At 45.9% G+C, this 14125-nt stretch carries 11 protein-coding genes; 6 read left to right on the plus strand and 5 right to left on the minus strand.

The window, feature by feature from the left end:
- Window positions 1-115: 115 nt before the first annotated feature.
- Window positions 116-1759 carry a VRR-NUC domain-containing protein gene (locus tag ACXAD4_RS06650; RefSeq protein ID WP_475239837.1) on the minus strand — a complete coding sequence of 548 codons (1644 nt, stop codon included), beginning with the start codon at window positions 1757-1759 and terminating at the stop codon, window positions 116-118.
- Window positions 1760-1928: 169 nt separating this feature from the next.
- On the opposite strand from ACXAD4_RS06650, the gene ACXAD4_RS06655 reads away from it, so the two are divergent.
- Window positions 1929-3422, plus strand: coding sequence for a phosphatase PAP2 family protein (locus ACXAD4_RS06655; RefSeq protein WP_475239840.1), 1494 nt, complete (start codon window positions 1929-1931; stop codon window positions 3420-3422).
- Window positions 3423-3570: 148 nt separating this feature from the next.
- Window positions 3571-6636: a D-2-hydroxyglutarate dehydrogenase YdiJ gene (gene ydiJ / locus ACXAD4_RS06660; RefSeq protein ID WP_475239842.1), complete on the plus strand. Its 3066-nt coding sequence runs from the start codon at window positions 3571-3573 to the stop codon at window positions 6634-6636.
- A gap of 71 nt (window positions 6637-6707) precedes the next feature.
- Here ydiJ and aqpZ read toward each other — a convergent pair whose 3' ends face one another.
- The 3 genes from aqpZ to ACXAD4_RS06675 all read right to left on the minus strand — a co-directional run bounded on the left by aqpZ (window position 6708) and on the right by ACXAD4_RS06675 (window position 9333).
- A complete protein-coding gene (gene aqpZ / locus ACXAD4_RS06665) occupies window positions 6708-7397 on the minus strand; it encodes an aquaporin Z (RefSeq protein ID WP_475242726.1) in 690 nt (229 codons plus the stop codon).
- Window positions 7398-7532: 135 nt separating this feature from the next.
- Window positions 7533-8354, minus strand: a complete 822-nt coding sequence (locus tag ACXAD4_RS06670) for a UDP-2,3-diacylglucosamine diphosphatase (RefSeq protein WP_475239845.1) — start codon at window positions 8352-8354, stop codon at window positions 7533-7535.
- 94 nt (window positions 8355-8448) lie between these two features.
- Window positions 8449-9333 carry a LysR family transcriptional regulator gene (locus ACXAD4_RS06675; RefSeq protein ID WP_475239847.1) on the minus strand — a complete coding sequence of 295 codons (885 nt, stop codon included), beginning with the start codon at window positions 9331-9333 and terminating at the stop codon, window positions 8449-8451.
- Window positions 9334-9525: 192 nt separating this feature from the next.
- On the opposite strand from ACXAD4_RS06675, the gene ACXAD4_RS06680 reads away from it, so the two are divergent.
- Window positions 9526-10200 (plus strand): cation efflux transmembrane domain-containing protein, encoded by a 675-nt coding sequence (locus ACXAD4_RS06680; protein WP_475239849.1) that lies wholly within the window; start codon window positions 9526-9528, stop codon window positions 10198-10200.
- A gap of 100 nt (window positions 10201-10300) precedes the next feature.
- On the opposite strand, the gene ACXAD4_RS06685 is transcribed toward ACXAD4_RS06680, so the two are convergent.
- Window positions 10301-10780 (minus strand): LabA-like NYN domain-containing protein, encoded by a 480-nt coding sequence (locus tag ACXAD4_RS06685; protein WP_317521056.1) that lies wholly within the window; start codon window positions 10778-10780, stop codon window positions 10301-10303.
- Between the two features lie 176 nt (window positions 10781-10956).
- Between ACXAD4_RS06685 and ACXAD4_RS06690 the strand changes: the two genes are divergently transcribed.
- From ACXAD4_RS06690 to ACXAD4_RS06700, 3 genes are all read left to right on the plus strand, one after another.
- Window positions 10957-11700 carry a DUF2884 family protein gene (locus ACXAD4_RS06690; protein WP_475239851.1) on the plus strand — a complete coding sequence of 248 codons (744 nt, stop codon included), beginning with the start codon at window positions 10957-10959 and terminating at the stop codon, window positions 11698-11700.
- A gap of 501 nt (window positions 11701-12201) precedes the next feature.
- The gene (locus ACXAD4_RS06695; RefSeq protein ID WP_475239854.1) at window positions 12202-13857 is read left to right on the plus strand and encodes a diguanylate cyclase; all 1656 of its coding nucleotides are present in this window, start codon (window positions 12202-12204) and stop codon (window positions 13855-13857) included.
- An 83-nt stretch (window positions 13858-13940) separates the two neighbouring features.
- Window positions 13941-14096 carry a hypothetical protein gene (locus ACXAD4_RS06700; protein WP_317521059.1) on the plus strand — a complete coding sequence of 52 codons (156 nt, stop codon included), beginning with the start codon at window positions 13941-13943 and terminating at the stop codon, window positions 14094-14096.
- Window positions 14097-14125: the final 29 nt, after the last annotated feature.

A 14125-nucleotide genomic window follows, 5' to 3' on the forward strand; every position in this document is an offset into this window, starting at 1 on the left:
TGAATCTCGGCTGTTAATGGTTACTTACAATTTGGTCGTTATGAAAATATAGTATTTCGCCACTCCTTGGCACCAATAAGCTTGTTCGTACGTGATCTCTACCCAGAATGAATGGTTAGCACCATTGCACGTAAACCACCTTGGCAGTAATCGCATGCTGTTGGAACATCTTCAGCCAGCGAATTTGATTACTCTGCAAAGTATCGCCAGGGCCTTTTACTTCAGCAAAGGTATATTGCTCATCTTTAAATAGGATTAAATCAGGGAAACCACTGCGGTTGCTTCTTGGATCAAATAAAATGCGCCTGAAGATTGCAGTTAACGCTGTTATTGGAATGGTCGATATCGCGTTGGTTATGACCTCTTCGGATAGTACACCCCAATGTACCCAGTCGTTGCTGATCCCATGCTTGTTATTAAATACATTCAGCCAGTCATGCCATTGTCCCGATTCAAGCTCCGCTAATCGCTGGTCAATCAGTTGTTGACGATTGAGGTAGAAGTCTCTTGAGAACATGTCTTTTGGTGACCGTTGGAAAGGGTTGAGGAAAGCCCCTTGTTGAGCTGAGAAAATGATATCCCACATGGCGAGGCCGAAGAGCCCGCAGAGCAAGGTATTCTCGAGATAATAGGGTTGCCATCCCTGTTGTTGGAAGTAGGTGGCGACATCCAGTTCAACACATGACTGTTGCTGTTTCAGCTGAAGCTTTTCATTGGCAAAGATTGGTTTTCTCCTCGGTGGCTGTTTGTCTCCCAACTTGTTGAGCAAACGGTGGTTGAGGACGTCGGCCACATCAGCTTCTTCTTCGTTTTGTGGTGTTACGAGAATCTGTTTTACAAGCGCCAGTGCTTGTTCGGTTTTTCCCTGCTTATCCAGGATCCTGATTTGCCGCTCTCTGGACGGCGCCCGCTCACTGTGCTGAAAAAGAGTCAGAGCTTGTTCTAAACGGTTTGAGTCATGGTTGCCAAGCCTCTCTAGATCACGGGCAATATGATTAATGAGACGTTGGCGTTTTCGCTCCAATGGCTGCCAGTTGAATGCATCGGGCAAATTAAACTGCATCTCAGCGATGGCTTGGCTGTCTTTAGCTTCTTTATGCTGCCAATAAGTGTCCGCCAGCTTGGATAAAGCGATCCAGCTATCAATGTGCTCTCTGTGTTTAAAAAGACGGTAGGCTGAATCGATAGGGTAGCTTTCAAAATTTTGAATACCGATATCGGCTAAAACAAATTGGCTGAGATCTTGGTGGGTGTTGCCAAAAAAAAGTAAGCAAAATACCGCCAAGTGTTCTGCATGGTGGACTTTCAGTACATCACTACTGTAGTGATTGAGGTCTGGTTGATGAAGGGTGACTTGCTCAATAATTTCTGATTTTTTAGCCTGCTTATAACCCGACAGAAATTCAAAGCGGCTGATAAGCTCAGGCTTAGTGAATAGATTACAATATTCACAATGAGAAATATCAGTAGGTTCTAGAGTGATCAACCCGACACGGTTCAGCTCGGTAAAAGCTTGGGGTAGTAATTTGATTTCTGGATAACGGATTTTGTCGCGCCTAAAAAACGGTCCTTTTCGGGTAAGTAACCTGATATAGAGGCATTGAGCCGCTTCACTGAGCGCAAAATAGGTGTTGCACCAAAGTGTTTCCGCTGGGGACAACAAATCAGAATATTGTTCAATGACGGTACTCACCAAGCAGTGGAAATTATCTCGGTAATAGGTGTCTGCTAAGTCAGGGAAAACGGCTTGGTCACTCATAGTGCTTCATGTGTTTATGGTATAAAAGTTGTTATTTAATAATTGACTTATCAAGGTAGCATGATAGTGCTCGAAAGAGACATATCATCTTTTGATTTCAATGGTTTGATAGTTATTTTGTTGATAGAATTCAAATAATTATCCCTCAAAATAACAATTGGCTTAACAGGTGAAACCAAACCCAATCATCCAGCTTTTTATACTTATTTTATTGGCAATAATGAGTTTTAGCACTGTTGCTGATGAAAGCGCAATAGATGCGAGCAAGCAACCTGACAATATGGTGGGAGCGGTATGCGTGATTCGCAGTGGTGATAATTTAATTATGTTGTCAGAAGTCATCACTAATAAATTGTCGTTACCCGGGGGATATATCGATAAAGGTGATACCCCTCAAGAAGCCGCTGCGCGTGAAGCACTCGAAGAAACTGGGATTGCCGTTGAGGTTGAGCACCTCATTCAATACCGTGGCAGGGCAGCGATTTTTGCCTGTAAGGCGAGTTCACCTATTTTAGTGTCTTCATTTGAAGATAGTCGCGGTTATCCAATTGTAGCCTCATGGTTTTCCAAGCACTTTGCCACAGAAGTAGAACGGGTCTATCTCATCAATCCGTCTGCGATAGAAGTAGATGAATATCGCTATGCAGAAGATGCAGCCTTGTTACCGCAATGGCTAGCACAAACTCCTGACAGTGAGGTGAAAGTTTACGACCGTTTTGACGCTGAAATCAGTTTATTGCATGAATATGAGCTTGGGCTAATCGACAAGTTCCAACATTACATTTCGACATGGCCGTCTTCTTTGCAGTGGATTTTTTGTGTCTTGATGTATGGCATCAGTGTTCTGGGTGAACCATGGTTTGTGTTTATCATAGCGGTTGTGATAGCTGGGTATGGCAGAACGCCGTTTTTCCTTGAGATGGCTTTCTTGATGCTGGTCGCTTTGTTTGGCGCTTCGTTGCTTAAGCATGGATTAATGATGCCCCGGCCATATTTCTTTATTCCAGCACTTCAGAAAGTCAACGCATACGGGTTTGGCTTTCCAAGCGGGCATATTTTAATGGCTTCATTGCTCCTTGGGGTATGGGGATATTTACTTCAGCTCAAATTCAAAACGATATGGTCAAAAATCCTGATTGCTCTGCTGGTGCTGTCACTGATAGTTGGACAGGGGGTCGCGAGGGTTTGGTTTGGTGTTCATTTCATCAGTGATGTGATTTTGAGTTTTATGCTCAGTATTGTCATCGTTGCCATGTTTATCGTCTGGCGCACCTATGAATTTACGGCTTTTCAACAGCAACTCACTAACCGTTGGTTCTGGCTTGGCCTGAGTGTGATGGTCGGGACGGTGGCTGGTATTTCGCTAGTGCCAGTGCAAGCGTATTTATTTGCAATTCTATTAGGGATTTTCCTCGGTATTGATTACGCGGTTCACATAAACCAGCAAACATCGAAGCTTTCTGTTTCAAGAAAGCTTATAGCAAGTGCCTGTGTTCTGATTGGTGCATTCGGAATTTATGGTATGACAACCTCTATTGCTTCATTGCAAACGGTGAGCTTGATTGTGTTGGGGATCAAGGGAGTTGGTTATTTGTTATTAGGGGCTTGGCTGGCTTCAGGCTCTGCTTGGGTCCGCTACCAGTTGGGCCGATGGAGAGTTTAATGCGTAAAAAAGGTATTCGGGGCAGAGGATTGAAGCGGATACTTTTTTTCCCGATCCTGCTGGGGTAAAGTGTGACGACAACCAAATTATAAAGCAATGGAGAGGCCAGTCGTCGTAGGATACGGCGTGATACTGGACAAGGAGAGCAATGTTACCAGCACTGACACACCAAAACGGTACTGAAGAAATAGTACTGTCATTCCTGCAACAACTTGAAAAGTCAGGTTTTTGTGGCGATATAGAAAGTTCGTATGCCAGCCGTCTTGCAGTGGCAACGGATAACAGCGTCTACCAGCAACTTCCACAGGCTGTTATTTTCCCTACTAAAAACCAAGATTTGGTTATTCTAGGCCAACTAGCACAGACTAAGTCTTTCGCCAGTATTACATTTTCAGCCCGTGGAGGTGGTACAGGGACCAACGGCCAGTCGCTGACTCCAGGTATTGTCGTGGACCTTTCGCGGCATATGAACCAGGTGTTGGAAATCAATGCAGAAGAAGGGTGGGCGAGGGTTCAGACCGGCTTGGTGAAAGATCAGCTTAATGATGCGCTTCGCCCTTATGGTTTCTTTTTCTCTCCGGATCTCTCTACCAGTAACCGTGCGACTATAGGCGGTATGATCAATACTGATGCCTCAGGTCAAGGGTCGCTTAAGTACGGCAAAACCTCAGATCATGTACTGGGCCTCAAGGCGGTGCTAGTTGATGGTTCAGTGCTGGATACAGAGCCGTTGCAAAGTGATGCGATTCAGTCACTGCCTGTAGCAACGGAGCTTGCCAGTCAGGCTCTTAAAGTGTCTGAACAGGTATGCCGAGAAAAGCGCGAACAAATTGTCGATAAGTTTCCGCCGCTCAACCGTTTCCTAACTGGCTACGATTTAAAAAATGTTTTTGATGAATCGTTGAGCCAGTTTGATATCACGCGATTGCTGTGTGGCTCGGAAGGCTCTTTGGCCTTCATTACCGAAGCCAAGCTCAACCTCACGCCGATCCCTGAATCCCGTACTTTAGTAAACATCAAATACGATAGCTTCGATTCAGCGTTGCGTAATGCCCCAATGATGGTCGAAGCGCAGGCACTCTCGGTAGAGACTGTAGACTCTCGGGTTTTGAATCTCGCCAAGCAAGATATTGTTTGGCATACAGTCAGTGAGCTGATCACGGACGTGCCTGGTCAAGAGATGCTGGGTATCAATATTGTTGAATACGCCAGTAATGATCCAAAAGCCAACCAGCAACAAGTCGATGATCTGTGTCTGCGGCTTGATGAAATGCTGGCGAAGAAACAGCATGGCATTATCGGTTATCAGGTATGTTCAGAGCTTTCTGATATCCAAAAAATCTACAATATGCGTAAAAAGGCGGTGGGACTGCTAGGCGCAGCAAAAGGCAGTAAAAAGCCGATCCCGTTTGCCGAAGATACCTGTGTGCCGCCGGAAAATTTAGCTGACTTTATTGCTGATTTCCGCCAGTTGCTTGATGAGCACCAGCTTGATTACGGCATGTTCGGTCACGTAGATGCCGGAGTGTTGCATGTTCGACCTGCGCTCGATATGTGTGATCCCCAGCAAGAGCGCTTGATGAAGCAAATCTCCGATCAAGTGGTTGCTTTGGTGGCTAAATATGGCGGCCTGATGTGGGGCGAACACGGCAAAGGCTATCGCTCTGAATATGGGCCGGATTTCTTCGGTGATGAGCTGTTTACCGAATTGCGCCGAATCAAGGCGGCGTTTGATCCGGATAACAGGATGAACCCGGGTAAGATCTGTACACCACTGGAAAGCGACGCTGAGTTAGTGAAAGTGGATGGCCTGAAACGTGGCTATTTTGATCGCCAGATCCCAGTAAAAGTGCGTGACAGCTTTAAACAGGCGATGGAGTGTAATGGCAACGGGTTGTGTTTCAACTACGACACGAGTTCGCCGATGTGTCCGTCAATGAAGATAACCGCTGATCGCCGCCACTCGCCGAAAGGTCGGGCTGGCCTGGTACGAGAATGGCTAAGACAGCTTTCCGAGCAGGGCCTTGATCCTGTCGAGATTGAAAAGTCCTTGATGGACAGTTCACCGTCAGTGAAGCAAATCATAGACCGCTTTATGAATACCTTTGGGTCCAAACGCAACGACTACGACTTCTCCCACGAGGTCATGGAGGCAATGAATGGGTGCTTGGCGTGTAAAGCCTGTGCCAGCCAATGCCCGATCAAAGTCGATGTTCCGAGCTTCCGTTCGCGTTTCATGAACATTTACTATAGCCGCTACCAACGCCCGGCCAAAGACTACCTTGTTGCGTATGTTGAAAGCTATTTGCCATTGATGGCCAAAGCCCCGGCAACTTTTAATGCGATTATGCGCCCGAACTGGTCGAAAAGCCTGACAGCAAAAGCGATAGGTTATGTCGATATGCCAGCCCTGTCTGTACCGACATTATTTGAAAGTTTGGATGGTCATCATTCAACGCGGTTTGATCTGCAGTGGCTTCAAGCGCTGTCAGAGCGTGAGCGCCAGGACTATGTCTTGATCGTACAGGACCCGTTCACCAGTTATTATGATGCTGAAGTTGTTCGAGACTTGGTATTTCTTGCAGAAAGGTTAGGTAAAAAGCCAATGCTCGTGCCATTTAAACCGAACGGTAAGGCGCAGCATGTGAAAGGTTTCTTGCGCCAGTTTGCTAAAACTGCCAAGAATACGGCTGACTTTCTCAATCAACTGTCTCAGTTGGGCATTCCTATGATGGGTGTCGACCCTGCGCTTGTGCTTTGTTATCGAGATGAATATAACGAAATCTTGGGTGACAAGCGTGGTGATTTTGAAGTGCTGACTGCCCATGAATGGCTCCTTCCTTTGTTGGCAGAAAAACCAGCGGCACCTCAAGTCGAAGGTGATGACTGGTATTTGTTTGCGCACTGTACCGAGAAAACCAAACTACCTAATGCGGAAAAAGAGTGGGGAACCATATTCCGTCATTTTGGTGCCAACTTGATGCCAGTTTCCGTAGGTTGCTGCGGGATGGCGGGGACTTTTGGCCATGAGAAAGATAAGCTAGAAGCATCAAAAGGTGTTTTCGACCTAAGCTGGCAGCCTAATTTGGCGAAGCTGGATCCCGACAGATGTTTGGCGACAGGTTACTCTTGTCGTAGTCAGGCAAAACGCTTTGAGCACATTAAAATGAAACACCCAGTCCAAGTTCTAGTTCGGATTTTGACTAGCCGATAGGGCTGTTATCGCGGGTGTTTGAAACCAGAAAAAAGAATGCGGCGTTAAGCCGCATTCTTTTTGTGTGTCGCTTAGTCGTCGTTAGGGGAAAGCCACCGATAGACTATTCCAGCGATAAGCGCACCAAGTAACGGCGCTAGCCAGAATAACCATAGCTGAGTCATAGCCCAGTCACCGACCATTACGGCAGGGCCTGTACTTCGAGCTGGGTTTACTGAGGTGTTGGTGACTGGAATACTGATAAGATGGATCAAGGTTAGCGCTAGACCAATAGCCAAGCCCGCCATCGCTGGAGACGCGAGTTTGTGCGTTGCACCCAGAATGACTATCAGGAACATGAATGTCATTACAAATTCAGTAATAAAGCCAGACATCATTGTATAGTTGCCAGGGGAATGATCGCCATAGCCATTGGAAGCGAGTCCGCCTTCTAGACTAAAGCCTGCTTGGCCGCTCGCAATAATATAAAGAACAAATGCGCCAGCAATTGCACCTAGAACCTGAAAGACAATATAGGGAATAACTTCACTGGCAGGAAAACGTCCGCCTGACCACAGACCGACAGTGACAGCAGGGTTAAGGTGACACCCTGAAATATGGCCAATAGCATAGGCCATCGTTACGACGGTAAGCCCGAAAGCGAGCGACACCCCAAGTAAGCCAATCCCGACTTCAGGAAAGGCTGCCGATAACACAGCACTGCCACAACCACCGAGTACTAACCAAAATGTCCCGATGAACTCGGCCACTAGTTTTTTTATCATTTAGGCCTACCTCTAATGAGTTACCACCGCAAAATGTGTCCGTTAAGTGTAGAAACCCTGATTTGAGACACAGACTCAACACTGAAACGTGAAGTTCGATAAGCCGTTTTTATTGTGTTTTTTCTTTTTAAATCATGCCACTCTATCTTTTGAGACAGGTGCTGAGACACTGTCTGAGACCATCTTCAAGGAGTGGTTACGTGCTATTTCCTGATACCTGTCTGTCCAGCTGATCAGTGATAGCTCACCATCAAATGCTTCGGCGATGCAGGTGCAGTTTTCAATCCAATCACCGTCATTGAGATAGAGTATTTCCTTGTCTTGGACAATAGATGGATGGTGAATATGACCGCAGACAATGGCATCAACATCCTGTTGGCGGGCATGGTTGATTGCAGCATGGGTAAAACGCTCTATAGCTTGGTTCGCTTTGTCGACTTTCGATTTCAGATAACTGGCGAGAGACCAATAAGGTTTGTTACGCAGTTTCTGGAACAGGTGCCACCATCGGTTGATGAACAGTAGAAAATCATAACCGACATCTCCAACCACGGCGTGAAAGCGGTTATGGCATACGACGCTGTCAAATTGATCGCCATGAATTGCCAAAATGCGCTTACCGCTGGCCGTTGTATGGATATAAGTGTCGTGAAGTTCGACATGACCGAAGTTGTATTGCACAAACTTACGCACTGAGCTGTCGTGATTACCAGGAATATAGATGATCCGAGTTCCAGCGCTGGCTTGCTCCAGTAGTAACTTAATGATTTGGTTGTGGCTCTCTGGCCAATAGTGTTTGTTTTTCAGGGACCACAAATCAATGATATCGCCGACCAGGATCAGGGTATCGGCCTTGTTCTTATTGAGAAAGTCCAACAGGTAATCGGTTTTACAGTCTTTATTGCCCAAATGGATGTCGGATAGCCAAATAGTTCTGTGATGTGTGACTGACATGTCCCTTCCTTGAAGTAGCTTGGGTATATACAACACTAGAAAGAAAACATGACCCTTTGTTTGAGCTATCGTGACATCCTCATGTCATTTGAAACTAGTTCGACTCCTTGTCTAGATAAGCTTCCAGTTGGGTTGAAAGCCATCTTGACACTTTCCCGAGTTGGATATGCTTGCCATATATCACCCCGTAAGGCTGCCAGCGCATAGATTGGTAGTGGTTGAGCACTTTCAGCGTACCATCGCGCAAATAGCTGTTGATGAGCACGGATGGAACAGTAGACCAGCCATTGCCATCGAGCACCGCATTGCGCAGGTGTTCGTAAAAGGTCAGCGCGATATAGTTGCTAGAGGTGGGGGATACCGCGACAAGCGTTTGATCTTTGATCGCTGCCAGCACAAATTCTGTCGCATGAGCCAAGTCGTCGCTGAGCACTTCAGTAAGGTGGTTAAGCGGGTGATCAGCCCGCGCCACTGACATCATTCTTATCTGGCCCAATTGGGTATATTGATTATTGGGCAGGTTATCGGTCGTGGGCAATAAACAAAAGGCCATATCCACCATATTCTGCTCGACCATTTCATCAAGCTCGGGAGGTGGCGCGACATAGATAGAGATACTGCTATTCGGGTATTTGACACTCAGATCGTGGACTAGCTGGCGCCAGAAGGCTTCTGGAAGGGCGTCGTCTCTTGCTATCCGCAATGCTGATTCAACGCCTTCGAGGTGCTGTTGGCATTTTGCTTGGATATCACTGGCGATCATCATGATCCGTTCGGCATCACTTCTGATTGAGTCACCGATTTCCGTTAGCTGTACTTGGTTTCCGCTGCGTTCAAGGAGCGATACGCCCAGTTCATCCTCAAGTGCGCTAAGCGCCGAACTGACCGTCGTTCGGTTTTTGCCACTCCGTTTGGCGGCTTCGGTAATCGAGCCCGTTTCGCAGGTGTCTAGAAACAGCGCTAATTGACTGAGTTTCATTGTGATCCTGTGTCCTGAGTAGGTTTTGCGAGTAAGTATAATTATCCTTCATCCTGTAAGGAAAGTCTGTGTTAGCGCCAAAAAAATTGGCGCTCAGTGATTTTCAGCTTTTGAGCTGCCTCGGTATGATCGTCAGTGAGATCAAAATTGGAAATCAAGCAGGGGAAATAGAGACTCTGCACTGAGGTAGTTATGCAATGTAATGTGGCACTGGAGCGCAAGCTTTTACAATTTTCAACATTTTCTGCGCTGTTGTTTGCCGTTTTAGGGATCGGCTTTGGTCTATGGATGGGCTCACTGGTTATTATTTTCGACGGTGCTTATTCATTAGTCAGTTTGGCGCTGACCGTGTTATCCCTGATGGCTGCAGCGTATATCCGCTCGCCATCTAGAAAAGACTCTGAAGCGGTCCAGAAGGTAGAGCCAATGGTCATCGCGTTTAAAGGGTTAGTGATCACTTTCATGTGCTGTATTTCGTTCAGCTCAGCCATTCTGGCAATACTCGATGGTGGTCGAGATATTGATACCGGTTTAGCACTTCTTTTTGGCGTGATTAACGTCGTCGGTTGCTTGGCAACGTATGTTGTGATGAGAAAGTATGGCCAAAAGTCAGGCTCTAACTTAGTCGTTGCTGAATCAAAGCAATGGATGATGGATACGGTGATCAGTGGTGCGGTAATGGTTGGTTTTATCTTGGCAACCGTGATGCAGTATATCGGTTTGGCCGCATACTCTGTATATGCAGACCCTGTGATGGTAGTCGTTGCCTCGGTGTACTTTGTAATTGTACCGCTGAAGATGATGATTGGCGCCCTAAAGGAGTTGCGTGGTACCGCTGAGTATGAAGTGATGACGGAAACTCGTTAAACGATCTAAATCAGCGAGAGTAGTGTTAGTAACAATAAAGGTAGGGGCTTGGCTCCTACCTTTGTTGTATCGAATACTGTTATTTTATCGAAAATACTGTCTAGCGTTTAAGCAACAGCGTGTCTTCAATCTCACGGAAGAAGTTGGCCGTGTTAATCAGTGAAGCTGCGGTTAGTCCCGGAACACCATAGATCTCTACGTCTATCCCGTACTTGCCTTGTACCTTATCAACAAGTAGGTCGAAGTCGCCATCTCCCGATAGCAAGATGACACGATCGACATCTGGCGCATGCTCCATTACATCGAGAGTGATACCCACATCCCAATCCCCTTTGGCAGAACCATCACTGCGCTGGATGAAAGGTTTGAGCTTAACGTCGAAGCCAATTCCACGAAGAATATTTTGGAATTGACGCTGTTTTTCGTCACCACGGTGAATGGCATAAGCGTACGCCGCCACAACTTCTCTGCCTTGGGTAGCTTCAGCCCAAAAAGCATTGTAATCAAAGTTACACCCATAGGTGTCTTTGACGGTGTAATAGATGTTTTGCACATCGACAAAAATAGCGACTTTTTCCACGGTAACTCTTTTTTGATGGGGCCAAGGGGTAGTATATACCTAAGTGATTGTAATATGTACTCTTCGGCTGGGGTAAAATTCAAAGGGCAACTGAATAACGTGCCGCTATCTGCTGGCATTAGGCAGTAGTTTGGGTATAAAGTAGGGCAACAAAATCGATAAGATTGAAGTTAGCCATGAAAAAATCCGTTATTGCCTTGTCACTTCTTGCTTGCTCGACAGGAAGTTTTGCCCAAAGTTGTCCGGTTAATGTACCGAATGATATCCATATTTCTGGTGAACAGGTTTCCGTTTACCAAGGCGGTGAGCCCAAGCTTTTGATAAATGAAGCTAACCAGCTATTTATTAATGGCAAGCAAGTTTCGCTTTCTGAGCAGCAGACGCAAGCCTTGCAATCTTACAGTGAGCATGTGAAATCATACCTGCCTAAAATGGCTGATCTCGCCGATGATGGCGCGAGTATTGCTCAAGAGGTTATCGATGAGCTTTCATCGCACTTCGGAGAGAGTGATGCTTTCGCTGGTGCAGAACAGTTAGTTGATGAGTACAGCGCGAAGGCCAAGCAGAAGTTTTACCCTGAAGGCGAGTTTGTTATGCCGGCTGATGTGTTCGGGTCGATGGAGACCGATTGGAAGCAAGAGTTTGAAGATGCCCTGAAGCATATCAGTGTCGAGTCGGTATCGGGTGTCATTGCTTCCCTCTCTGAGGAAATGAAAAGCGGCGATCTGAGCTTCTCTGAATTCCAGACCCAGCTATCTGAGTTGAAAAAGAGCCTACAGGATAAAATACGCCAACGCTCAGGTGAAGTCGCCGAGCAGGCAGGTTTTGTGTGTGAATCTATCGAAGGCTTGGCTGAAGAAGAGCAGGAGCTGCAAAAAGTCATTCCTGAACTGAAAGACTACCCAATGTTTTATATCTAGGGCTGTAGTTGTAGGTGTTGTAACTTTTCTCGCTAAAAGCCCTGCAATGCAGGGCTTTGTCTTTATGCGGCGAGTTTGTCGCATGGTGCATCTTTGATGCATTGGAGTTATTTTCTATTATTGGTTTGTTCTTCTGGTTCATTTTTCTTATGAACCCTTATTTTTTGAATATAAAGTAGCCCCTTTTGCTTCGTTTCGCGAAGTTTTGTGCAATAGGTCACTAAATAGCGCTTTGATTTCTATAACTAAAAGCGCTTTTCCTCCACATATGGATAATGTTGCACTATGCTCGGTCAAAATTTTGACCGAGTGACAAAAAATAAACTTCAAAGGTTATTGAAGTACATGAAAGTACAGCCCAGATTATTAATTTCTATTATATTTCCGCTGGTAATATCAGTCTTAAGCTTATTAATTTATGTAGGCTACAGCGAATATAAAAATAACCAAAAAGCAGCAATAAGCCAGGCGACCTCAAACGTACGCATTGCACGCGAATATTTGGAACATCATTTTGTTTCAGCTGAGAGTCATCTGTACCTTCTGGAGCAACTTTGGGAAGAGAAAAACAGCATTCCAGGCCTGATGGAAGCGGCACAAACCATTGTCAGTGAAAAGAGCAAGTATCTCGAAGTCGGATTGTTAGCTTATGGTAATTACTACGGTACCGACGGATTCTTTAAAGAAGCTGTGTCTCATAAGGTTGCCAAACGTCCGTGGTATGAGCCAGCGAAGACGGGGCAAACCTATATCACACCCATTTACCTCAGTGGTAGCACAGGAAAGTGGACGGTGGCCTTTGTTGCCGTGCTTGAGCCTCTGAAGCAGCAAGAAGTTAGGATTCTTCTGGAAGTTGATGTCGCCAGTTTGTACGAAAACTTATCCCTGCTCAAAACATTGGATAATGGCTATGTTTATGCGGTTGAGCGAGGGACCGGAAACATCGTTATGCATCCGGACTCAAGCAGGATCGGAACACCTTCGGTCAGTGTGGGCCAAGATTTGCTGGCCGTTATCGAGAAGGGAGAGGGGACAGGTATCATCCCTTCTTACGAGTATCAGGATAAAGAGAAATTCAGCGTATATGACGCCAATGCATTGCATAACTGGATTGTACTATCCGGCGCGGCTAAGTCTGAAATCATTATGCATACCTTCAGTATCAGCGCTGTGACTTTATCACTCTTGGTATTCATCCTAATCATTGGCTTGTCGTTTTATATTATTCACCGTGTACATATCTATGGAAGGCAACTCAGTGAAGTTGAGAGTATCCCAGAACTGCTTGATGCGTTGAAGCAAATGGTTGAAGGGGTTATTGGCTGTCAGTCAATCCATCTGTATATGCGAAATGTATATTCAGGAGATTTTGAATCGGCTCAGTGTAAGCATTGTATTTCTGAGAAAGAGTTACGATTGAATTTGGCATCAAGGCTGGGAAGGTTGGCAAAACTGCCAGATAAGCAGCCGGATATCCTATCGGCCTTTCTCGCTCCAGGTAAAACCTGTATCCGAGTTCCATTGACCAAGAATAAGCAGCTAATCGGACTGTTGTACATTACCGCTCCGCGTTTGGAACTACCGTTCTTTATCAATATGCTGAGAACTTATGCGCAAGGGGCGTTAGGGCACGTCATGTTGGCATTAAGGATCCAGCAAACGGACGCAATGACTGGCTTAATGAACAAGAATTACCTGCAAGCCCAGATTGAAAAGCAGCTTAAAGCAAACGGCAAGTGCTATGTTGCCATGATAGATATTGATGATTTCAAAATTATCAATGATAGCTATGGGCACTTGTTCGGCGATAAAGTGATCACCTCTGTGGCAAATAGCTTGAGGCAGGAAAGTGATCGGCATGCTGTCGTGGCCCGTTATGGAGGTGAAGAGTTCGCTATCTTGTTGCCAGCTAAAGATTTACTTGCCGCAAAAGCAAAGTTGGAATCTATTCGCTCTAGTATCGCTTCTGTTGTGATCGAAAGTGGTCGTAAGTCATGCCGGGTGCATGTGAGCATAGGGGTGGCTGAGATCAGCGATAACATGGAAAAATCCATCGCCAGGGCCGATCAGGCACTTTACCAAGCGAAAGCATGTGGCAAAAATCAGGTGGTGATTTATTGTTTAAACAGTATGTTACAAACGACTTTCGCTGAATAGTGAAAACATGATTAGCTAGACAGATCATGCATTATCGGTCTGATATGGTTGTTATATGAGCCAATATTCATTGTGGTGTTGAGATGCTGAAGCTTGCTGTGATCATTATACTTCTGTTGCTGGGGGCACTAGTCACCAAGTATCTTGATGAGAAATCGCAACAGAAAATCTTGATTGGCTTCGGGGTGCTGGTGGCACTTGCCGTTGTGGGATTGATGGCCTCAGAATTGATGCGATAGATTTTTACCCTCCGAATGTATGTTATGCA

It is taken from the genome of Photobacterium sp. AWH4_225, assembly GCF_056158405.1.